Source organism: Modicisalibacter radicis (assembly GCF_900961225.1).
Classification (GTDB): Bacteria; Pseudomonadota; Gammaproteobacteria; order Pseudomonadales; family Halomonadaceae; genus Modicisalibacter.
Genome location: NZ_CAAHFN010000087.1, coordinates 192110 through 214913, shown reverse-complemented (window position 1 = coordinate 214913; position 22804 = coordinate 192110). Strand labels below are relative to the sequence as shown.

General features: G+C 61.2%; 19 protein-coding genes and 1 tRNA gene. 6 read left to right on the top strand and 14 right to left on the bottom strand.

What is annotated here, in order from left to right:
- Positions 1-54 precede the first annotated feature (54 nt).
- The 6 genes from murJ to rplU all read right to left on the bottom strand — a co-directional run bounded on the left by murJ (position 55) and on the right by rplU (position 5384).
- A complete protein-coding gene (murJ, locus tag HR9077_RS16935; protein ID WP_280178452.1) occupies positions 55-1767 on the bottom strand; it encodes a murein biosynthesis integral membrane protein MurJ in 1713 nt (570 codons plus the stop codon).
- Positions 1768-1886: 119 nt separating this feature from the next.
- Positions 1887-2153, bottom strand: coding sequence for a 30S ribosomal protein S20 (gene rpsT / locus HR9077_RS16930; protein ID WP_136068395.1), 267 nt, complete (start codon positions 2151-2153; stop codon positions 1887-1889).
- 190 nt (positions 2154-2343) lie between these two features.
- Positions 2344-3483 (bottom strand): glutamate 5-kinase, encoded by a 1140-nt coding sequence (gene proB, locus HR9077_RS16925; protein ID WP_136068393.1) that lies wholly within the window; start codon positions 3481-3483, stop codon positions 2344-2346.
- 12 nt (positions 3484-3495) lie between these two features.
- Positions 3496-4692, bottom strand: a complete 1197-nt coding sequence (gene cgtA / locus HR9077_RS16920; protein WP_136068391.1) for an Obg family GTPase CgtA — start codon at positions 4690-4692, stop codon at positions 3496-3498.
- Between the two features lie 86 nt (positions 4693-4778).
- A complete protein-coding gene (rpmA, locus tag HR9077_RS16915; protein WP_031382440.1) occupies positions 4779-5036 on the bottom strand; it encodes a 50S ribosomal protein L27 in 258 nt (85 codons plus the stop codon).
- Between the two features lie 36 nt (positions 5037-5072).
- On the bottom strand, positions 5073-5384 hold the full coding sequence (gene rplU / locus HR9077_RS16910) for a 50S ribosomal protein L21 (protein ID WP_136068389.1): 312 nt from the start codon (positions 5382-5384) through the stop codon (positions 5073-5075).
- 403 nt (positions 5385-5787) lie between these two features.
- On the opposite strand from rplU, the gene ispB reads away from it, so the two are divergent.
- Positions 5788-6762 carry an octaprenyl diphosphate synthase gene (gene ispB / locus HR9077_RS16905; protein WP_136068387.1) on the top strand — a complete coding sequence of 325 codons (975 nt, stop codon included), beginning with the start codon at positions 5788-5790 and terminating at the stop codon, positions 6760-6762.
- Between the two features lie 75 nt (positions 6763-6837).
- Positions 6838-6914: transfer RNA gene (locus tag HR9077_RS16900), tRNA-Pro, on the top strand.
- A gap of 274 nt (positions 6915-7188) precedes the next feature.
- On the opposite strand, the gene HR9077_RS16895 is transcribed toward HR9077_RS16900, so the two are convergent.
- The 4 genes from HR9077_RS16895 to HR9077_RS16880 form a co-directional block, all read right to left on the bottom strand.
- The gene (locus HR9077_RS16895) at positions 7189-8868 is read right to left on the bottom strand and encodes a sensor domain-containing diguanylate cyclase (RefSeq protein WP_168380980.1); all 1680 of its coding nucleotides are present in this window, start codon (positions 8866-8868) and stop codon (positions 7189-7191) included.
- A gap of 287 nt (positions 8869-9155) precedes the next feature.
- A complete protein-coding gene (gene galE / locus HR9077_RS16890; protein WP_136068383.1) occupies positions 9156-10151 on the bottom strand; it encodes a UDP-glucose 4-epimerase GalE in 996 nt (331 codons plus the stop codon).
- A gap of 78 nt (positions 10152-10229) precedes the next feature.
- Entirely contained in the window at positions 10230-11705 is a 1476-nt protein-coding gene (locus HR9077_RS16885) for a sigma-54-dependent transcriptional regulator (RefSeq protein ID WP_210725952.1), read from the bottom strand.
- Positions 11698-12249 carry a heme NO-binding domain-containing protein gene (locus tag HR9077_RS16880; protein ID WP_168380979.1) on the bottom strand — a complete coding sequence of 184 codons (552 nt, stop codon included), beginning with the start codon at positions 12247-12249 and terminating at the stop codon, positions 11698-11700. Before HR9077_RS16880 ends, HR9077_RS16885 begins: the two co-directional genes overlap by 8 nt.
- Before the next feature lie 461 nt (positions 12250-12710).
- Between HR9077_RS16880 and HR9077_RS16875 the strand changes: the two genes are divergently transcribed.
- The 3 genes from HR9077_RS16875 to HR9077_RS16865 all read left to right on the top strand — a co-directional run bounded on the left by HR9077_RS16875 (position 12711) and on the right by HR9077_RS16865 (position 16581).
- Positions 12711-13922 (top strand): polysaccharide biosynthesis/export family protein, encoded by a 1212-nt coding sequence (locus HR9077_RS16875; protein ID WP_136068379.1) that lies wholly within the window; start codon positions 12711-12713, stop codon positions 13920-13922.
- Positions 13923-14101: 179 nt separating this feature from the next.
- Positions 14102-15331, top strand: coding sequence for a GumC domain-containing protein (locus HR9077_RS16870; protein ID WP_244613318.1), 1230 nt, complete (start codon positions 14102-14104; stop codon positions 15329-15331).
- Positions 15286-16581, top strand: coding sequence for an O-antigen ligase domain-containing protein (locus HR9077_RS16865; RefSeq protein WP_136068375.1), 1296 nt, complete (start codon positions 15286-15288; stop codon positions 16579-16581). The genes HR9077_RS16870 and HR9077_RS16865 overlap by 46 nt, the downstream gene beginning before the upstream one ends.
- Here HR9077_RS16865 and HR9077_RS16860 read toward each other — a convergent pair.
- The 4 genes from HR9077_RS16860 to HR9077_RS16845 form a co-directional block, all read right to left on the bottom strand.
- A complete protein-coding gene (locus HR9077_RS16860) occupies positions 16576-17592 on the bottom strand; it encodes a glycosyltransferase family 4 protein (protein WP_136068373.1) in 1017 nt (338 codons plus the stop codon). The genes HR9077_RS16865 and HR9077_RS16860 overlap by 6 nt on opposite strands.
- Positions 17589-18581 carry a glycosyltransferase family 2 protein gene (locus HR9077_RS16855; protein ID WP_210725951.1) on the bottom strand — a complete coding sequence of 331 codons (993 nt, stop codon included), beginning with the start codon at positions 18579-18581 and terminating at the stop codon, positions 17589-17591. Before HR9077_RS16855 ends, HR9077_RS16860 begins: the two co-directional genes overlap by 4 nt.
- 316 nt (positions 18582-18897) lie before the next feature.
- Positions 18898-19821, bottom strand: coding sequence for a glycosyltransferase family 2 protein (locus HR9077_RS16850; RefSeq protein ID WP_136068372.1), 924 nt, complete (start codon positions 19819-19821; stop codon positions 18898-18900).
- Complete coding sequence (locus tag HR9077_RS16845) at positions 19818-21101, bottom strand: oligosaccharide flippase family protein (protein WP_136068370.1); 1284 nt, start codon at positions 21099-21101, stop codon at positions 19818-19820. The genes HR9077_RS16850 and HR9077_RS16845 overlap by 4 nt, the downstream gene beginning before the upstream one ends.
- 311 nt (positions 21102-21412) lie before the next feature.
- Between HR9077_RS16845 and HR9077_RS16840 the strand changes: the two genes are divergently transcribed.
- Positions 21413-22792, top strand: coding sequence for a WecB/TagA/CpsF family glycosyltransferase (locus HR9077_RS16840; RefSeq protein ID WP_136068368.1), 1380 nt, complete (start codon positions 21413-21415; stop codon positions 22790-22792).
- Positions 22793-22804 lie beyond the last annotated feature (12 nt).

The following is a 22804-nucleotide window of genomic DNA, read 5'->3' as shown; positions in this document are numbered from 1 at the left end:
GGTGGCCTTGACAGCCGCCGCGCCGCAGATCGACTGCACGGTCAATGCCGCGCATCATCCGCGCAGCCGGAAGTGGCGCAGGCGCACGCCGGTAGCCGCCAGCCAGGCGAAGTACACCGCGGCTCCGCCCGCCACCAGCGCGGCCAGCGTACCGGCGCGACGCCACACGTCCCATTCCAGCCAGACCTGCCAGTCCGGCGCGAACCACCACAGCGCCAGGGTCATCAGCGCACAGCCCCCCAGCAGCTGCAGCGCATAGCGCCCCCAGCCGGGCTGAAACACCAGCACCCCGCGGCGGCGCAGCCCGCGCGCCAGCAGTCCGGCATTGAGAAACGCCGACAGCGCGGTGGCCAGCGCCAGCCCGGCGTGGGCCAGCGGCAGGATCAGCGCCAGGTTGAAGACCATGTTGGCGACCATCGCGACCACCCCGATCTTGACCGGCGTGGCAGTGTCCTGGCGAGCGAAGTAACCCGGCGCCAGCACCTTGATCAGCATGAAGGCGACCAGCCCCAGGGCATAGGCACGCAGGCTCATCGCCGCCATGGCGATATCGCGATCGGTCATCGCGCCGTAGTGGAACAGGCTGACCAGCAGCGGTTCGGCGAGCACCTCCAGCGCCAGCGCCGCCGGCAGCCCCAGCAGCAGCACCGCGCGCAACGCCCAGTCGAGCATCTGCGCGAAGTGCTCGGGCGAGCGTTCGGCGTGACGCTTGGACAACGCCGGCAGGATCACCGTGCCCAGCGCCACGCCGAACACCCCCAGCGGCAGCTCCACCAGGCGATCCGAATAGTAGAGCCACGACACGCTGCCGTCGGCAAGCAGCGAGGCCAGCACGGTGTCCAGCAGCAGGTTGATCTGCGATACCGAGACGCCGAACAGCGCCGGCGCCATCAGCCACAGGATGCGCTTGACGCCGGGGTGGCGGAAGTTCGGCCAGGGCCGCGGCAGCAGCCCCAGCCGGGCCAGGAACGGCACCTGGAACGCCAGCTGGGCGGCGCCGGCGATCAGCACGCCCCAGGCCAGCGCCATCGACGGCACGCTCATCCAGGGCGTCAGCGCCACCGCCGCACCGATCAGCGCGAGATTGAGCAGCACCGGGGTGAACGCCGGCACGGCGAAGCGATTCCAGGTATTGAGCACGCTGCCCGAGAACGCCGTCAGCGAAATCAGCAGCAAGTAGGGAAAGGTCAGCCGCAGCATCTCGGCGGTCAGCGCCAGCTTGTCGGGGTCGCGGGCGAAACCCGGGGCGAAGACCAGCGCCAGCCAGGGCGCCAGCACGATCGCCAGCGAGGTCATCAACGCCAGCACCACCGCCAGGCTGCCGGCCACGGCGTCGAGCAGTTCGCGAACCTCGGCGCGGGTGCGCTGGGAGGCGTACTCCGAGAGCACCGGCACGAAGGCCTGATTGAACGCGCCCTCGGCGAACAGCCGGCGCAGGAAGTTGGGGATCTTGAAGGCGACGAAGAACGCATCCGCGCCACTGCCGGCGCCGAACAGCGCGGCGATCGTCACGTCCCGCGCCAGGCCCAGCACCCGCGACAGCATGGTCATCGCACTGACCACCATCCCCGAGCGCAGCAGACCGCCGCTCGCCGGCGTCGCGCGACCCGCAACGACGCCCGGCGCCGCGTCGCCGGGCGCGGCATCGCCACCCGCCGGGGCGTCCAGCGAGGCATGATCGTCCTGCGCATCCTGCGCCGCTCTATCGGCGCCGGGCTCGTCGTCGGGCTGCACCGCGCTATCCCTTCCCGTGTCCTGGCTCGCCATGTGCTGGCCCCATCACGCTTGTTCGGTAAACGGCATGCACAAAAAAACCGGCCGCAGCCGGTTTTTCTCGGTCCCCGCCGCCCGTTCGGGCCGGGCGGGGCACCTCAGCGACGTCCGGCTTACGCAGCCAGCGCCTTGACCCGCTTGTTGAGGCGGCTCTTCAGGCGCGCGGCCTTCTTCTTGGAAATCGCGTCCTTGTCGGCGATGCGGTCGATGACCGGCTGCGCCGCCTTGAAGGCGTCCATGGCCTGGGCATGATCGCCGCCCTGCACCGCCTTGATCACGCGCTTGATGTAGGTACGCACCATCGAACGCTGACTGGCGTTGTGCTTGCGACGCTGTTCGGCCTGACGGGCACGCTTCTGTGCTTGCTTGGTATTCGCCACCGTAATCTCCTTGGAGAACCATAAAATGCGGTGTAAGTGTTTGATCCGATTCGGTAATCAGATGCTTCCAAACCGGTCTGGCCATGCAGCAACGAACGCGTTGGTCACGGGCCATGTCTGAGAGGATGCGATATTCTAGCACGCGCTGCCGGGGCTTGCCACAGGGCGCGTGACGGCTGGCCTGCGGAGGCTAGAGGACCACCAGGTTGTCGCGGTGAATCAGCTCCGGCGCCTCCATGTAACCGAGGATCGCCTCGATCTGGTGGCTCGGCTGACCGACGATGCGCGCCGCCTCTTCGCTGCCGTAGTTGACCAGCCCCTTGGCGACCCGCTCGCCCTGCTCGTCGATACAGACCACCATGTCGCCACGCACGAAGGCACCGCTGACCGCCTTGACGCCCACCGGCAGCAGGCTCGAGCCGCGATCGCGCAATACGCTGACCGCGCCGGCATCCAGCGTCAGGCTGCCGCGCACCTGCAACTGCCCGGCCAGCCAGCGCTTGCGCGCCGCCAGCGGCGCACGCTCCGGGCGCAACAGGGTGCCCAGGCGCTCGCCGTCGATCAACCGGGTCAGCACCGCATCCTGGCGACCACTGGCGATCGCCGTGACCGCCCCTGAACGCGCCGCCAGCCGCGCCGCGCGGATCTTGGTGGCCATGCCGCCGCGTCCCAGTGCGCCGCCGCCGCCGGCGACCGCGGCCAGCTGCGGATCGCCGGCACGGCCTTCGCGGATCAGCCGCGCCGACGGATCGTGGCGCGGATCGGCGTCGAACAGGCCCTCCTGGTCGGTGAGGATGATCAGCGCCTCGGCCTCGAGCAGGTTGGCGACCAGCGCGCCCAGGGTATCGTTGTCGCCGAAGCGGATCTCGTCGGTGACCACGGTGTCGTTCTCGTTGATCACCGGCACCACGCGCAGGTCGACCAGCGTGCGCAGCGCCGAGCGGGCGTTCAGGTAGCGCTTGCGATTGGACAGGTCGTCGTGGGTCAGCAGCACCTGGGCGCTGCGCAACCCGTGGCGCGCTAAATGACCCTCGTAGCATTGCGCCAGGCCGGTCTGGCCCACCGCCGCCGCCGCCTGCAACTCGTGCACCGCCGACGGCCGCACGCTCCAGCCCAGCCGGGCCATGCCCGCCGCCACCGCGCCGGACGACACCAGCACCACCTCGATGCCACGCGCGTGCAACGCGGCGAGCTGATCGACCCAGCCGCCGATGGCGGTTTCGTCGAGGCCGCGGCCGTCGTTGGTCAACAGCGCGCTGCCGATCTTGACCACCACACGGCGCGCGCCGGTCAGCGCCTCGCGTCCCGGCGCCTGCTCGTTGCTTTCCATCCTACCCTCCGCTCAGGGGGCGTACTCGACCTCGACGTCGTAATCGTCGTCGTCGAAGTCGTCGTCATCGTCCTGGTCTGCCTCGACCGGCTTGCGCTTGCGGCTCAGCCGCGCCTCGGCACGCGCCACCGCCTCGGCTTCCATCCGCGCGCGCATCTCGCGCTCGTGCTCGGCGACCACCTCGTCCTCGGCCTCGAGCCGGCGCTGCTCGGTCAGCCAGCGATAGACCGCCTGGACCAGCGGCGCGGTGCCCTCGCCGGCGATCGCCGAGGTACGAAACACCGGCCCCTGCCAGTCCAGCGCATCGACGATCCCCCGGGCGCGCGACTCGCGCTCTTCCTCATGCAGCAGGTCGAGCTTGTTGAGCACCAGCCAGCGGGGCCGCTCGGCCAGCGCCGGGGAGAACTGCTCGAGCTCCCGGGCGATGGCGCGGGCGGACTCCACCGGGTCCGATTCGTCGAACGGTGCGACATCGACCACGTGCAGCAGCAACCGCGTGCGGGTCAGGTGCTTGAGGAAGCGCAGCCCCAGCCCGGCACCGTCCGAGGCCCCCTCGATCAGGCCCGGCACGTCGGCCATCACGAAGTGCTCGTGGGTGCCCAGCTTGACTACCCCCAGGTTGGGCACCAGCGTGGTGAACGGGTAGTTGGCGACCTTGGGCTTGGCGGCCGAAACGGCGCGAATCAGCGTCGACTTGCCGGCGTTGGGCATGCCCAGCAGGCCGACATCGGCCATCACCTTCATCTCCAGACGCAGGTTGCGGCGCTCGCCCGGCGTTCCCGGGGTGGTGCGTCGCGGCGCGCGGTTGGTCGACGACTTGAAATGGATATTGCCCAGCCCGCGTCGCCCGCCCTGGGCGACCAGGACCACCTGGCCGATCTCGGTGACGTCGGCGATCACCTCGAGGGTGTCCTCGTCGATCACCGTGGTGCCCACCGGCACCTTGACATGCAGCTCGTCACCGGCCTTGCCGCTCATCTGGCGGCCCTGGCCCGGCTGGCCGTTCTGGGCCTTGTAGAAGCGCTGGTACTTGAAATCGATCAGGGTGTTCAGCGCGTCGTCACCGATCAGGTAGACGCTGCCACCATGACCGCCATCGCCGCCATCGGGGCCGCCCTTGGGCACGTACTTCTCGCGGCGGAAACTCAGGCAACCGTTACCGCCGTTGCCGGCTTCCACGATGATCGAGGCTTCGTCGACGAACTGCATCTGGCATTCTCCTGGCGGCGACGGCCGCCATATACGAAAAGGCCCCGCGCTGGCGGGGCCTTTTCAGTGCTCGTTCGAGAGAGGTCTCAGGCGGAGACGACGCTCACGAACTTGCGGTTCTTCGGACCCTTGGTCTCGAACTTGATCACGCCTTCGTCCAGTGCGAACAGGGTGTGATCCTTGCCGATACCCACGCCGGTGCCGGCGTGAAAACGCGTGCCACGCTGACGGACGATGATGTTGCCCGGGGCCACGGCCTGGCCGCCGAACAACTTGACGCCCAAGCGCTTGGATTCGGAATCGCGACCGTTACGTGTACTACCGGCTGCCTTCTTGTGAGCCATTGCAAATACCTCGCAGGTTCAGGGGAGTGCTACCGCTCAGGCGGAAATCCCGGTGATCTTGACTTCGGTGAACCACTGGCGGTGGCCCTGGCGACGCATGGAGTGCTTGCGACGACGAAACTTGATGATGCGAACCTTCTCGCCACGGCCGTGGGAAACGACCTCGGCGGAGACCTTGGCACCATCGACCAGCGGCGCGCCGACCTTGACGTCGTCGCCGTCGGCGACCAGCAGCACCTGGTCGAAATCCAGGCTGTCGCCGGTGGCCACTTCAAGCTTCTCGAGCTTCAGGGTCTGGCCTTCCTGGACGCGGTATTGCTTACCGCCACTCTTGATAACAGCGTACATACTTCGTCTCCGGACACTCATCGGGGATTGGCTCTTCATCGGCCTGCGGCGAGTGGCGCCCCTTCCGGCAGCCATCTGACAGGGAGCATGATGAGTCAGGGTCGCGGATTATAACCACCGGCGCCGGAGTTCACAAGGGGATCGCGCATGTACACACCGCGTGACGCCTCGCCTTGACGCCCCCCACCCCCCCTCATAGCATAGCGGGCAAGCCATGGCCGGCGCCGGGCGTAGCAACGAGTCATTCGGCGCCTCGAAGAAACACCGGATGATCGACGCGCGGGCACGCAAGCATTCCCAGCGGCCACGGCCAGGCACCCAGCCAGCCGCAGGCACCCCGGGCATGTAGCCGGTTCGCACGGATTGCCCGGGTTTCGCCAACTCCCTGACAGACAGCCACTACATGCAACCCAACGCATCGCCTATCCATGCAGCGGTGGCCGAGGATTTCGCCGCCGTCGACCGAACCGTTCTCGCCCAGTTGAACTCGCGGGTTCCGCTCGTCGAGACCATCGGCCACTACATCATCGAGAGCGGCGGCAAGCGCCTGCGCCCTCTGCTGGTCCTGCTCTCGGCGCGCGCGCTCGACTATGCCGGCGACAAGCATATAACGCTCGCCACGCTGATCGAGTTCATGCACACCTCGACGCTGCTGCACGACGACGTAGTCGACGAGTCCAGCCTGCGGCGCGGACGCACCACCGCCAACGAGAACTGGGGCAATGCGCCGTCGGTGCTGGTCGGCGACTTCCTCTATTCGCGCTCGTTTCAGATGATGGTCGAGGTCGGCTCGATGCACGTCATGGAAGTGCTGTCGGCGGCCACCTGCACCATTGCCGAGGGCGAGGTGCTGCAACTGACCAATGTCGGCAACCCGGACATCGACGAGGCGGCCTACTTCGATACCATCCACGGCAAGACGGCGATGCTGTTCGAGGCGGCCTCCCACAGCGGCGCGATCCTCGCCGGCGGCAGCGCCGAGCAGCAAGAAGCGCTGCGCCTCTACGGCCGCTACCTGGGGCTCGCCTTCCAGCTGATCGACGACCTGCTCGACTATCAGGGCAATGCCGACACCATGGGCAAGAACGTCGGCGACGACCTGGCCGAAGGCAAGCCCACCCTGCCGCTGATCCACGCCATGCGCGAAGGCAGCCCCGAGCAGGCCCAATTGATCCGCCGCGCGATCCGCCAGGGCGGCCTCGACAGGCTCGATGAGGTGCTGGCCATCGTCCACGCCACCGGGGCGCTCGAATACACCCGCGCGCGGGCCGAGGAGATGGCCGAGCGGGCACTGGAGCAGCTCGACATGCTGGCGCCGAGTCGCTACCGCGACACCATGGCGGAGCTTGCCCGGCTGGCCGTCGACCGCCAGTCATGAGCGGCCCCGCGGGGGTTGCCAAGCGCCTTGCAATGCGTATAATGCACCTCCGTTGAGGCACACGCCCAACCGCGTCGGAGTATAGCTCAGCTTGGTAGAGCGCTGCCTTCGGGAGGCAGAGGTCGTAGGTTCGAATCCTGCTACTCCGACCAATATTCCATAAAAATGGCCACCTAGCTGAACGGCGGCCGTTTTTCTGCTGTGAGTTTAGGTAGCAGTCAGCAGATGGCATAAGATGAGCCATCGATACGTTTCAGGGAATTGCAGTCATCCGCCCGGCAGGCACTCACGACTCATTGAATCATAAACCGCTCAACGACCATTGAACGCCCCCTCTTTCAGGACTCAAGCCTGCCAAGGTATGCAATTTAATTGCTTAGCAAAAAACCATCCGCACAAGAAATAGAGCTCACCCCTCACCAACAACTAAATATGAACCAAGACCTGATTGCGACCGTTTTTCTTGGCATTATATAGCGCCTGATCGGCACGCTTAAAAACTTGTGAGTATACATCAGCCGTCTGCCATCGAGTAATACCACCACTGATCGTTATATACAAATCAACCTGACTATTAATGGGGATGGGCGTTGATGCGACTGTCTGACGTACACGCTCCATCACATTCCTGGCGACATCAAGTGAAGCGTTGTTTATCATGACAACGAATTCTTCACCACCGATCCTCGCGGCAAAGTCCCCATCTCGGGCACGAAGAACCTTACTCACTGTATCTGAAAGCCAGACGATAACCTGATCTCCCACATCATGGCCATAGGTATCATTAATTGGTTTAAAATGGTCAATATCGACGACAGCAAGACAGATACCCTTATGCTTGACGTCCGGATTGTCGATCAGGGTGCCAACATATTCATTCAGATAAGCACGGTTTGGCAGACCGGTCAACTGGTCCCGCCTTGCTTGCGCGGTCATCTCATCCCGCTCTTTCTTTATTTTCTCCAAATACAGGGCTTGGGTTATAACTTTTTCCACGGCACTCACTATCAAACGAAGCAATTCGATCTCGACTCTACCAAATGGCTTCACCCTCGACAGATGACTCGAGAAATTGACTGTTCCCCAAACCTGTCCATGAATTCGTATTGGCGCCCCAATGTATGTTTCCAAGCCAAATTTTTCATAGCAAGGATGACCCCAAAAGCGAGGATCACTGCCTGCGTCGATTGTATGAAAAACATCCTCATGATCCAGCGTCAACCGGCAATAAGTATCCCCCAGTGTAAAAACCGTACCTTGCTCCAGAGCATTGTCTTTTGATTCGCACCAGACCACAGTGTATTTTTCTTCTTCGACCCGACTGATAATGGCAATATCCTGCACCAGGTACGTCAGAGAGTCTCTCAACAGATTACCAATAACCTCCTGTGTCGTAAGGTCCGTGCGGTTGACTTCAGTATGAACATCCTTGAGGATGTTTATCATCGCCCCATATTCCGAAACATCATTAATGATCGCATAAAACCCCGCCACCTCATCACCAACCAGGTCGGGTATATAGCTAACGTTGAAATAAGCAGCACGACCGTCGACAAGCGTCAACTTGTCTTCATAGTCAACTCTCTCGCCAGCCAAAGCTTTTTTGACTCTTGGAATCAGTTTTTTAAAAGACTCACCCGTGATTACCGAAGAAATCGGTTTTTTATAAAGCTGCTCTCGGCTCAGCCCGATAAAAGCCTCATAGGCTTTGTTATTGAATAGAAAACGCCAGCCTCTATCCACATAGGCGATCATCATTGGCAGGGCATCAGCCAGCTGGTCCACTATCATTTCTTCTGCATCAAGAGTAGCTTCTAGCCTTGACACCTTCGCCACCAGGCGATCGTTTTCTACCTCATAGTACTTCCACTTGAGCTTTTCCAATTGATCCGGATAGACGCCACTCTGGCGACGAGCATAGGGGAGCCCCCCTTCCATCGACCTGTGGCATCTCAAGAAGTCTGATCTTAAAATGTCATAATCATTAATATTGGCACCCAAAAGGTCCTGCACCGGTATCTTTAATAGCTCACTGGCAGAGCCCACAACATCCTCTATGACATTGCCGCTAGAAATCAAAAGATATGCATCATCCGAGTCATGCATGACTTTTCCCAACCACATTCGCTCCGACACACATCACCTCCAGCTCAGGGCCACCAGCTATTTACCTAGATCTTACGCTCCCTTTTGCTAAAAAACAGAGCCGTTGCAAAGTTTGACAATCTGCAGCGCAGACCAAACTTGACGAAGCGGATTCCAGACAATGAATAATTACGCGCGCATGCACTTATAGCGTAGAGCGGTTAAACTCATGACCACCGGAATTTCAACACCTATAAAAACAAAAGTCTCATCAAGACACAGATGCCTTGCAGAAGCCTAAAACCCAATCACATTACACACAGCTGGCTCTTCTCAAACTCCCATGCGTCCTTAACCATATCCGACAACGATAGCCGAGGCTGCCATTCAAGATGCTTACACGCCTTACTTATATCAGCCACCAAAATGTCGGGATCTCCGGGGCGCCGCTCACATTCGTCATAGGCAATATCTTGCCCGGTCACCTGTCTGGCCTTTTCGATGACTTCCATCACGCTATACCCTGTTCCACAGCCCAAGTTGAAAATATCGCTTTCACCACCCTCGAGAAGTCGCCTAAGCGCTTTCTCATGAGCAATGGCAAGATCTTGGACATGTACGAAATCACGAATACAGGTTCCATCGGGTGTAGCGTAGTCCGCCCCGAAAACCTTGATCGACTCCCTTCGCCCAGAGGCGACCTGCAGAACCAGAGGCAACAAATGAGACTCGGGGTCGTGTCGCTCGCCGAGCTCTCCCTCTGGATCCGCGCCCGCCGCATTGAAGTAACGAAGGCAAATCGATTTGAGGCCGTAGGCAGAGCCATAATCCCTTAATATGCGCTCCACCATATATTTTGTATTGCCGTAGGGGTTAACCGGCACACAGGGAGAGTCCTCACGAATCCCTGCTCCTTCGGGAACGCCATATACCGCAGCCGTCGAGGAAAACACCAGCTTGTCCACGCAGTGCTTGCGCATTGCATTCAGTAACGTCAGTGTCTGTACAAGATTGTTCTGGTAAAATGTCGCCGGATCGCTGACCGATGGCCCGACCTCGATCAGCGCCGCGAAATGCATGACGGCGCCAAAAGAAGCCTTCCCGAATAGCTGGTCGAGCAACACCGAATCGCCGACCGAGCCTTCGACAAAATGAACATCTCGCACCGCATCTCGGTGACCATTCGACAGATTGTCCAGCACAGTCACCTCATAGCCCAGGCGCTTCAAGTACTTGACCATGTGAGAGCCGATGAAGCCGGCCCCACCCACCACGAGAATACGAACGGAAGGATCAATCGCCATCGTTACGCTCCCCTGCAGGCCCAAAGAGTATAAATTCCAACGAATCCTCCGCCACGGGACGGAAAACCTTCATGCAAGTCATGACGACCAGCGCTCGAGCTTGCGATACAAGGTCGAGGGGCTGACTTCCAGACTTCTTGCGGCTCCTGGCACGCTACCGCCATTGCGGGATATTGCCCGCTCCACCACCCAGCGCTCGATCTCCGCCAGCGTCATGCCGTCAATGAACTCTTCGCAAGCCTGCTGGCTCGTTAACATCGATGAGCCATGACTTATACCGCTCCATGCAACAGTCGATATATCCGTTGATGCTTCCAAGCTCGAGGAGGTAGTACCCGCACCACCGGTACCTTGCATGGAAGGTTTTGACGCCACTTTCTCGCGCCCCCCGGGAAGAGGAAGAGAAAGCTCGGGCCCAGCGCTCATCACAACGGCACGCCGAATAGTGTTCTGAAGCTCTCGAACGTTTCCCGGCCAACTATGGCCTCTCAGTTGAGTGACGGTCACGGCGTTTAGAGGCGCAAAAGACTTGCCCTCCTCCTCGGCGAAACGGTCGAGGAACTCTTCGGCCAGCATAATGACGTCGTCACCTCGTTCGCGCAGAGGCGGAAGTTCGATGGGGAGCACGGAAAGGCGGTAGAAGAGATCCTCCCGAAAACGCCCTTCCTGAACCTCCTTTGCTGGATCACGGTTGGTCGCACAAATCACGCGAACATCAACCGCCTCGGGCCGACTGCTACCCACACGCTGAATCGTCCCCGTCTGCAGAAAGCGTAGCAACTTGACCTGGAGCTTTAACTCCATCTCACAGATTTCATCGAGGAAAAGCGTGCCGCCATCCGCTTCCCTGGCAGCACCCGTACGGTTTTCAAGCGCTCCTGTGAAGGCCCCTTTTACATGCCCAAAAAGCTCGGACTCGAGAAGGTTCTCGGGAATCGCACCACAGTTTATTGCCACAAAGCGACCGTTTCTCCGATCACTGGTCAGGTGGATCGCTTCCGCAGTCACTTCCTTGCCCGTCCCGCTCTCTCCGGTAACGAACACGGTAGCTCTGGAACTGGCGACGTTCTCTATGGCTCGGTAAACCACCTGCATAGCATCCGAACTACCAATGAACCCTTCGAACTTCCCGCGCTTTTTCAGCTTGCGGGCGACCTGGACTTCCCGTTCCAGTATGCGTCGCTCACCGGCACGCTGAACCGTGGTAGTGAGGCGCTCGGGAGACACCGGCTTGACCAGAAAGTCATAGGCGCCGGACCGCATGGCCTGGATGGCCCGATTGATGGAGCCATCCGCCGTGATCACGACGACGCTGGTGTTGGCTGTAAACTCGGGGGTGTTCTGCAGTAACTCGAGGCCATCGCCATCGGGTAGATTGAGATCCAGAAGAATCACATCGAAAGAAGCGTGCGGATCGGCAAAGAAATATTGCCGTGCCTCTTCTCCGCTGCCAGCGATCTCCGCAGTGCACCCCGCCTTCTCCAGCTGGCCGGCATAGGTCAATGCAAGAGAAACGGTGTCTTCGACGATCAGAACCCGAAGCTTGTCATTCATGCAGCGCTTCCTGTGCGGGGGTGATTAGGAACCGGGCTTCGCTGCCCCCCTCATTCTCGCACCAGGTGACTTCACTGTCCTCACCATAGAAAACGATGCACTGCTGCACCAACCCGAAGGCGATGTGTGCAAACGCCCGGTGGGAGCGGTATACGACCCGATAGCCTTGCGCGCAATCCTCCGTGACGACACTGGGCGGGGTCGCTCCCGGGTAGATCACCCGGACTTCTTCATGGATATGGCTCTGTACATGATCGAGCAACTCACGGGCCGACGGGTAGCGGCTTAACAGATCGGGAAAACGGATTTCGAAGCGCTGGAACAGGTAACGGCCGAACGCCTCGCAGACATCGCTCGCATCCGCTGAAGCCATTCGCGACGCCACTTCCACCAATCGACCGGCATATTCACTCGGGTACGTTCCAATGGCGGTGAAGACCGCGCCGTTGGGCAATTCAGCCTCGTCGATAAGCCGTTCCGTGAAGTCTCCACCAAAGGTGTCATCCATGAAACTCATCAGTTCGACAAAGATCAGGCCTTTCATCGTCGGTCGCTCTCCAAACGGCTTGCGGAATCGATAAAGGGGCGCTCCGAGAACGAAGATCACTGGATACCGTACGAGTGACCTGCCCCAGGCAATGGCCAGATAAATCCGCCATTCCCCTGCCATTATGGAAAGCAATAAACATGCCAGGTTTTTAGGCCGAGAATAGCGCCATTGGGCAGCCGCAGCTTCGCAAAATGCAAAGATCCTCGCAAAATGCAAAAATTCCTTTGCATTTTGCGAAATAACCACCGGGCAGCAGGCTTTTGACCCCGAGACGAACACCCACCTTCTCTCGCGTCCTTCGATGAGAGGAGGCCAAACGGCGTACACGCCACAGCCGACCGACGAGAGTTCCTATTGTCTCCAGTACTAGACGTTGAAAGCACGTCATGCTTTTGGCCCAATTCTTGTATTAGCTCCGCTACACTAGCCTGCTGATATCAGGAGGAGGCAGATTCATGGGTCGATACGTTAGCCACCTCACCAGACAACTCTCCCAGCTCACACTGGCGATAGTGCTTACGGCCTGCGCCTCCGCCCCCGAGCCTGAAAACCTTGCCGGCGCCATCTGGATGCCGCAGCAGGGCAGTTTGACCACTCATCAGCAGGCGTGCCTGCCCGAAACGGAGGCTCCCGCATTCCCTCAGGCCAATTTCGTCCCCATGGCGCTAATGCAGGCTGAAAAGGCCCATCTCGCACCGGGCGATAGAGTCCGCATCGCAGTCATCGGAGATGACGAAACCCTGTCCGGCACTTATATCGTGGACAACCTCGGCGAACTGGCATTGCCGGGTCTGCCCGCCATCGACACCAAGGGCAAGACACGGGATGAAGCGAGGCAGCAGTTACGCGGCTTGCTGATCGACCAAGGCCTGGTCAGGGATCTGCCGCGAGTGGTGGACATCAGCCTGCTCGAGAGCGCCGGCGTGTCGATACCGGTCACTGGCGCCGTCTTCAATCCGGGCACGGTCAGAGTTGGGGAGCGGGCCGTCGAGGCAAGGGTCGGACAGATCGAAGGGAACGCGGGCGGTGATGCCAATACCGAACGCAGCCTGAGTGCGGCACTTCGCGCAGCCTCCGGGGTCCGGCCGGATGCCGCCATCGACGCGATTCTGCTAGTCCGCGGCGAGCGCTGGACCCAGGTGGACATGTCCGGGCTGCTCGACGGCACCCGTTTCACGGATATACACCTGTCCCCGGGAGACCGCATAACCGTGCCCAGCACGGGTTGCTTCGACCCCCGCCTGGTGAGGCCCAGCGCCCTGACCCCGCCGGGTGTCAGGGTCTACATGTCGAACCTGTCACGTCCCGCCGCGAGCAATTCCAACGCGGCCATCAACAAGGACGCCACAAGCCTGCCCTATGGAACTCGTCTGTTGCAGGCCCTGGTGTCCGCCAACTGCGTGGGGGGAGCGGCCATGAACGCCCGCCGCCAGGCCATTCTGATCTCCACCAATCCGGTCAACCAGACGAGCGTGGTCATCAAGCGTGATATAGAGGGCATGCTGACCAATGCCCGGCGTGACAGCATCAATCCCTACCTCATGCCGGATGATGCCATCGCCTGCTATGACAGCCGAACCATGAACTTCCGCGACGCCATTTCTCTGTTCGGAGAAGCATTGGGGACCGCCGCGACAGTCATCCTGATAGATGATGTGGCCAAATGAGAGAATCCGCGACAGCCGCCCCCAGGCGCCTGCGGCGCCTGTGGTATTTCATCCGCGATGGGCTGCCATCGGAAGGGCGTTACTTTCGCTACGCCCTCTCCATGGCCCCTTTCCTGGTGGGGATCTGGGGGTTGGTAGCCGTTTATCTGGCTCTCGCGCCAGTGACCTACCAGAGTACCATGACCCTGATACTCCCGGGTTCGGGCGTCGGCGGTTCCATCAATCTTGAATCGATCGGCCAGGCGACCTCGCAGACGTCCTCGGCATTTTCGAGCCCCCGTCTCAGCCCAACGGAAAATTACAAGCGACTACTCTCTGCCGACTTGACCCTGCGCCGGGGGGCCGAACGCCTGAACGATGGCAGCGACAGACTGCCCGGACCGTCCGTCAAGCTCGTCGATCAGACCAATCTGATCATGGTTTCGATGTCGGGAAGCACGCCCGAGCAGGCCCAGTCCCGGCTCGAGGCCCTGCAACGGGCCTTCCTGTCGATACTCGAACACTTGCGCAAAGGCGAGGCCGCCCGGCGCGAATCGGAGGACTTGCAGCGGCTCGACGGGCTGCAACAAAAGCTCCAGCAGGCCCAGCTCAGAGTCATCGAGTTTCAGGGGGACACGGGGCTGGCTACCCTGGATCAGTTCAATCAGCGCATCCGCATCGTCGACGACTTGCGCGCCAAGGCAAGAGAGCTTCAACAGCAGTTGACCGAAAGCCAGGCGACGGCAGCCGCTCAGGGCGAACTCCTCGGCCTGGATGCCGATCAGGCAAGTGCCGCGCAACGGCTCAAGGCCGATCCCTTGTTTCAATCGCTGCTGGCACGCTATGCGCTCACGCTATCCGACTGGACGGAGTCCCGGGCGACACTTGGTGACAATCACATGAAAATGGCCGAACTGGACGCGCGACTCTCGAGTCTGCGACAAGCGACCTTGCAACGCGGCCACCAACTGACCTCGCTATCCACCCAGGAACTGGCCGACTTCGTCGATCTGTCGGTCAGCGACAGCCGCGAGCGGATGCTGGACGCTTTCCTGTTTTCGACATCCGCCGTCAGAGGCATGCAATCCACGCTGGCACAAATCCGTGAGCAGATCGCCAAACACACCAAGGAAATGACGGGCCTAGTGCAGACGGCCGCGACCCTTTCCGACCTCCTGAGGGAGCAGCGCGTGGCCCAGGCGGTCTTCTCGTCGGCCCTGGCCCGGCTCGATACCAACAAGTCGGACCCGTTCGCCTCATACCCCCTGGTCCAGACGTTCGAATCCCCCTCGCGCCCCGACGCGCCATCATCACCGTCAACGCTTCTGGCCATCGCCGGGGGCATCGTCAGTACCCTACTCGTCATCATGGGCTTCTTGCTGCTATGGCTGCGCCAACCCATCATCCAGCTAATGCTGCCGAAAAACTGATCTCCGTCGCCATCCAGAGCACCTGGCTGCTCTGGATGGTTGGAGGTCTCTACATCGCCGGCCCGGCCCTGGCCTGGATACTGGCGCTGATGGCAGCCGTGACGCTGTACGTGGCGCCGGCCCTTCCCGCGCATCAACGCCCACCTCCTCTGCATCCCTGCATTCTGCTGTGGTTGGCCGGCATGCTGGCCATGCTCTTGATCCTCATCGCCGGCCACCTTCTCAACGATCTCGGCATCGCCAGGACCATCAAGTCCTCGATCGGCTGGGCCAAGGGTTGGGCACTCATCGCGTTGTTTCCCTTCGCCGGCGCCGTGCTCTCCATCCGGCCGGAAATCATCTACCGAGCGGTATGCCGGCTTGGCCTGCAGACGCTGCTGCTGCTTCCCCTGTTTCTGGTCGCGCCCTTCATCGGGCTGCCCGGCCTGCTCTATGTGTCGCCCTTGAAGGTCGTGGGAGGCTCGGGGCCGGAGTACTTCGCGGTGATTCTCTACACGCTCGAGCCGGGATCCGGCATTCCACGCTGGCAGTTCTTTGCTCCCTGGTCACCCGCCGCGGGTATGATCGCCATCATCCATGTTCTCTGTGCGCTGGAAGAAAAACAGTGGAAATGGAAGATCATCGGCGTTAGCGCCGCCTTGCTGGTTGCCCTCTTGTGCCAGTCCCGCCTGGCCTTGGTAGCCCTGGCGATCGTCTGGCCAACGGCCTTTGGCATCAGTCAGCTTCGCAAATCCTGGATCTGGTTCAGTGCCGCCATCCCGGTACTGGTTGCCGGCTTGCTCATGCCCCAGTTAATGGCGCTGATGGACCACGCGATCGACCGCTTCACTGGCGCGCGTGCCGATTCGAGCCGCGTCCGCGCGGCACTCGGCAGGATCGCCGTCGAGCGCTGGAAGAATGAAGCACCGTGGTTCGGTCACGGCGTCGTGGAAAGGGGGCCGCACCTGGTGGAATACATGCCAATCGGCAGTCATCACAGTTGGTACGGGCTGTTATTCGTGAAGGGGATCACCGGTGCCTTCGCACTCGCTGTTCCTCTATTCGCCACGATCCTGGTCGTGGCACGCCTGTCCCTGTACGAGCCGATCGGCCGGGTCGCGTTTTCGCTGCTTCTCCTGCTGACGTTGTATACCTTCGGCGAGAATCTCGAGATCCTGAGCTATCTTTATTGGCCGGCACTGGTACTCGTGGGGATCGCCTGCCGCACCGCCACCCAACGCCGTCTCAAGCATGCCGAGCGACGCTCATAACCGACACGCCATGGTCTTCTCCATGCCCAAGAATCGCCGCCAGGCGAGCACTCGTTCCTGTTGCAACCCCTGAACCGAATGCCGAGCGCCCATACGAAGCGAGTGCAGCAAGGCTGGCGTCAGCGCTTCGAGCGCATCGCGCAGGCCATCCGGTGACTGAAAATCGACGATCATGCCGGCTCGCCCCGCGCAGGTCTGTTCGGGAAGCCCATCCACATCCGCGACCATGATCGGCCTGCCCGCCTGACGCGCCTCCGTCGCCACCAGTCCATAGGCTTCGTAACGGGAGGGCACCACGATGACATCGCAGCGAGCGAGAAAATCGAGCCGGTCGGTCACCTCGCCACAGAAATTCACCTGCGGCACGCCTTCCGCCAACGCATGCAACCACTCCTCCTGCTCACCGAAGCCGCCCAGCAACAGCTGGTAACGGGTTGGCGGCAGGCCCCGGAACAACGTCACGAGTCGGTCGAAGCCCTTCTGTTCCGAGAAACGCCCATAACTGCCCACGACAAGAGGCCGCTGGCCACTCCAGCCGGGAGCGGCCAGCGAGTCGATACCGGGCACCACGCTCAACGGCGGGATCACCGTCAGCCGCCGGGCACCGGGCCGTGCCACCCGATCGAGCCACTCCGCCTGTCCGTGCGACACGGCGACCACCCGATCGAAGAGCCGGTAGACCAGCCTGAGCATGCAACGAAAGCGTAAACGCCTCGGGACATACAGCGCCTCCCAGCAACCGGTATAGCTGTGCTCGATATGGACCAGACGCGCCCGAGGATTACGCGACTTCAGGGCTTGCAGGTAAGGCAAGGCCCGCCACCGCGGCGGGAAATGCGTCACGATGATATCGGCGTCGAGGGCAGGCGCCCGGTCGCGGTCGGGATCGACCTGCAGAGTACGAGTCTCCAGGTTTTCTGCCAGGCCAGGCAGCGTGAACACGGCCAAGGCCTGAGTTACGCCCCCTTGGGCGACATCGTCCAGCAAGTGAACCATGGACAGCCGGGTCATGCCGGCAGCCCCGTGCCAAGACGCCAGGCGGCCAGTTGGTTCAGGACACGCCGGCCCATGAAGCGGGCCGCCAACGCTGCCAACCCCGTCTCCAGAGTCTTCAATGGCTCTTGAAGCAAGATGGTTACGCTGGTCGATATGGCCTCCCTGAACAGCGACACGGCAAAGCCCCCGTCCCCCACCTGAACCGCACGCCTGGCAAGGTAGCGCAGTTGGTAGGCACGGGCCACGGCCCCGTGGCGCCGGATCAGCTCGGGGGCATAACCACGCGCCTTGTCGATCACCCGCTCCCAGCTCTCGAACTGCCGGACCATGTTCGCCGACAACCCCCCACCCACGATGCGATACTCGGTCAGCAACCCCTCGATCCCCTCGAAGACGCACCCGAATTCGGCACTCATTCTCAACCAGAGCTCGATATCCTCGGATTGACGAAAGCTTTCATCGAACCAGCAGATACGGTCGTCTTCCTGCGGATGAACGCAGGCGACCCTATCCAGCGCGCGACGACGAATGACGGCCGCGGACCCATTGCCGACCGGGTTACGCAACAGAATGTGTCGGGGGGCGACATCCGCCAGGCGCGGTGACTGCGTCACTCCCATCGCCTCACCCCGCTCGTCGATCAGACGCGAGCCGCTGTAGCTGACATCGACGCGCGAACTGGCCATCAAGTGAATGTAATGCAGGGCCAGCTTGGTCGGATGCCAGCGATCGTCCGAATCGAGAAGCGCCACGAATTCACCCCGCGCCGCCGCGATCCCGGTATTCCTGGCCCCGGCGAGTCCACGGTTTTCCTGGGTGACGATCCGGATCCGGGGATCCGTATAGGACCGGCAAATAGCCATGCTGCCATCCAGGCCCCCATCATCGACAATGATCAGTTCGAAATCGGTGAACGTCTGAGCCAGCACCGTATCGATCGCTTCGGCGACATAGGTTTCGACATTGTAAACGGGCATCACGACGGAAAAGACGGGCGTATTCATGAGGTTTCCTCTTGGTGGATGAACAGCTCACCAATACTAAGCACGCATCGTGCCAACTAATTTAATTTATTAAAAAACAATAAGATAGGCATTAAAATAGAAACCCGAAGCAATCCTGAAACACCCGCCATCGCATCCTGCAATCCTTTGCACCAACGCGCATTTGCATTTCGCGAATCCCGCGAAGCGCCCCTTCCGGTGGGCAGACAGCAGCACTTTCCCTGCCGAACGACAGGGAAAGCATTTTGGAAAATAACCGGATACCACGGGGAGGAACCGAAGCGCCACTCCGGCACGAGAAGGCTGGATCGATGGCTCAGGAGAACAGACGACAGCGCCACTGGCGAGACAGCAACGGGCTAACCAAGACCCCCACAAGCGTCAGAATACCTCGCCGATGATCGTCGAGAAAGCCGCGGGGCGAACTCCTCAGCCCTGCCAGCGCATAATATCTGGCGCAGGCTGGATCGAGCCCAGCCCGGAGCGCGCGTCTCGCGAGATAACGGCAATAAATGGCCTTCGCTCGCGGAAGATCGCAATTCGCTTCGTGGTGCCTTGCCAGATCCCACCAGCCGGCAAACATTGCCTCCAGATTGACCGACAGGCCCCCTCCCGACATGCGGTAACCCACCAGCGCCGACGAAAGCCCACGCAGTACCATGCCCCGAGCGACACACCGGGCAAGCCACTCTTGGTCCTCGGCATGGTTCATGCCCTCGACGAACCCCCCGCTGGCAAGCCAGGAGCGCTTCCTGACCACGATATTGGAGCTGGTGCAGACCGGATTCTCGCCCAGGACACATTCGAGATCGACCACGCCTTTCGGCACGCGTGAGAACGTCTTGGCCTTCTCCGACCCCGACGAAGGAATAAACGCCACTTTCGCGAAGCTGATATCCACATCTGGGTGCCGCTCATGAAAAGCCTGGTGTTCCTGGAGCTTATCGGGGTGCCAGAGATCGTCGGCATCCAGGAAGGCAATCCATTCACCGCTGGCCCTGGCCGCACCGGCATTGCGTGCCGCGGAGACCCCGGCATTCGCCTGGTCGATGACAACGAGGCGCCGGTCCCGCCGCTGCCAGCTGCGCAGCAGGGAAAGGCTGCCATCCGTCGAACCATCGTCGACCAGCACCACCTCGAAATTCTGCAAGCGTTGCAAGAGTACCGACTCTAGCGTCGCTTCGATCGTCGCCTGCGCGTTGTAAACCGGAATCACGACCGAGAACAAGGGATCGTTCATGCCAGCACCTCCCGAGCCAGGACCGTGTCCACCGCCTTTCCCGCCGTCAGCAGACACCAAAGCACCACGGGAATGAATACCAGAGCCATCCCCCCGACATAGCCGAGTGCCGAGGCCTCCAGTCCGAACGGCGAGAACACGACGAGCGCTCCCAGGGCCAGCCCGGTGGCGATGGAATTGCACACCGCTTCCGAAACCGGGCGGTTATCGGCTCGCCACCAGGCACTGGCACAAGCCGCAAAGATCATGGGGATGCCACCCAGGGCCAGAATGGCCACCAACGGCGCCGCTTCCACCCATTGCTCACCGAACACCAGGGGGACGTACCAGGAAGCCATTCCCACCTGGAAGGCAAGCAAGGGCAAAAAGATCAGAATGCCCGCGAGCAGGCCCAGCCAGCACCGGCGCAGCCGCTCGCGGGGCTGCTTGACGGCACACAGGTAGGGAAACAACACCTGGCCCAGCGCCATGATGAAGGACGTGGTAATGCCCAGCCCGGCGTTGAAGGCAAAATAGTAGATCCCCAGTGCCTGAACGCCGAACAGCCAGCCGACCACGACCTTGTCGAGCTGGGCTCTGGCCACGGCGACCATTTCCGAAGCCAGCACACCGAAGGCGAAGCCGGTAAAGTCACGCCAAGGCGTATATCCCGCCGATTCATCAGGTTTCCAGAAACGCGCCCGCCGAACGAGAATCAGCCACAACGGCGCGGTGATAAGCTTGGGCAACACGATCGCCCAGGCGCTCGGCCAGACCAATACCAGCACCAGCGTCAGCAGGTGATCACAGATGGTCTGGGCGGCCCCGATGGTTGCGATGACCGCGAATCGGCGCTCCCGCATCAGTAGGAATACCTGCACCAGACCGCCGGGCATGAAACAGTAGACACCGGAAAGCACCAACAACATGGCGGCGATGTCGGCCATCCCGCACAGCAGCAGGACCCCGGCCACGCTGGCCTGGATTGCCGCCACGACCAGACACCAGCCCCAGAAGAGCCGATGGGCCGTATTGCATGTCGCCTGTAGCGCCTCGTCGGATTCGGCAATGATGCGTTGCCCGATGCCGGCATTCGCCAGCACCCGGACCATTTCAAAGATGCTCAATACCAGGGCGGCAAGCCCCATGATCTGTGGAGAGACCTGACGCGCGATGACCACGATGACGGCGATTCGCACGATACGGGTCAACGCTTCGGCGCTGCCGAAGTAGGCCAGCCCCCTGATGAGCTGATGGGTCTCGCCTCCGAGAACACGTGAAAACAGGTTGGCCACTCGCATAGTCGACTCCGGACCGTGGATTGTCATTAGCTAACACCTGACAAGCGATAGTCGGGCCAACCTCCTAAAATCTATTATTTTTCAAAAATATAAGCGAATATCGCGCATCACGACTCAGAATATCGTCGCTTTTTGCAAAAGTCGTTTTGCATTACGCATCGAATACGCCGAGACAAAACCGTCTCCTGGGAAGCATGCCATCCACAATCCACCACAAGTCATTGATTTTTATTTATTAAAAATTAATGGCACGGTTTTTGTAGTGCCTTGGGCAAGAGGTCGACTCACGACCAATACCGAGGACATTAACCATGAACGCTATCAACCACGCCCTGCATGCTCCTCTCACCACGCGACTCTTCGATTTGCCGCTGGTATCGGCCACTCGCATCGAGGCAATCAGGGATATCCTCAACTTGACCCGGCTGCGCAATAAGTCGACCGTCAACTTCGTCAACGCCCACTCCATCAACATTGCAAAACGCAATCCCGAGTTCCATCGCATCCTAGGCGAGTCGGACCGGCTGCTGCCCGACGGCTCCGGCATCCGTATCGCCTCACTGCTGGCGGGCGCTTCGCTGGGCGACAACCTCAACGGAACCGACCTGTTCCCGGCCATCTGCGAACAGGCCGCCCACCGCGGGCTATCCATCTTCCTGCTGGGTGGCAGCCCCGAGACGGCCGATCGCGCGGCGGCCTGCATGCGCGAACGCTATCCCTCGCTGCGGATCGTGGGTACCCACCATGGCTATTTCGATGCCAGCGAAAGCGCCGCTGTCATCGAGCAGATCAATAAAGCCGAACCCGCGCTCGTCTTCGTCGGCTTCGGCGCGCCGCGTCAGGAACAGTGGATCAGCGAACATCGTGAGGCCATGAACGCCCCCGTCGTTCTCGGCGTCGGTGGGTTGTTCGACTACTACGCGGGTAACGTGCCACGTGCACCGCGCCTGATGCGCCGGGTGGGATGCGAGTGGATCTGGCGCTTGATACAGGAACCACGGCGGCTGGCCAGCCGCTACCTCATCGGCAATGTCGTGTTCCTGATGTATGCGCTGATACACGCCCTGGCCGTCCACCACCCGATGGATGCCCTGCAGGCGATGCTCAAGCGCATCCTGGACATCGCCATCGCGGGCAGCGCCCTGCTTCTGTTCGCGCCATTCATCGCCATCATCGTGGCGGCGATTCGGCTCGAGGACAACGGCCCCGTGCTATTCGCTCAGCGCCGCATCGGCGCTCAGGGAAGGCCCTTCATGATGCTGAAGTTTCGCTCGATGATACAGAACGCGGAAGCAAAACGCGCCGAACTGCTGGCCCAGAGTGAAAGAAGCGGTGCTTGTTTCAAGATGAAAAAGGACCCCCGAATCACGCGGGTGGGCAGCTGGCTTCGGCGTACGTCGCTTGATGAGCTTCCCCAGTTGCTGAATGTCCTGCGCGGCGACATGTCCATCGTCGGGCCTCGCCCGGCACTGCCGGACGAAGTCATGACCTACAGCGGACAGAGCTGGCAGCGCCTGATGGGCAAGCCGGGCATCACCTGCATCTGGCAAGTTTCCGGGCGGGCCAACATCCCTTTCAACCGCCAGGTGGAGATGGACATCGAGTACTTGAACAACCCCACTGTCTGGCATGATCTGCGCCTTATCCTGAAGACCGTGCCGGCGGTTCTCACGGGAAGGGGCGCCTACTGAAACCTGCGATCT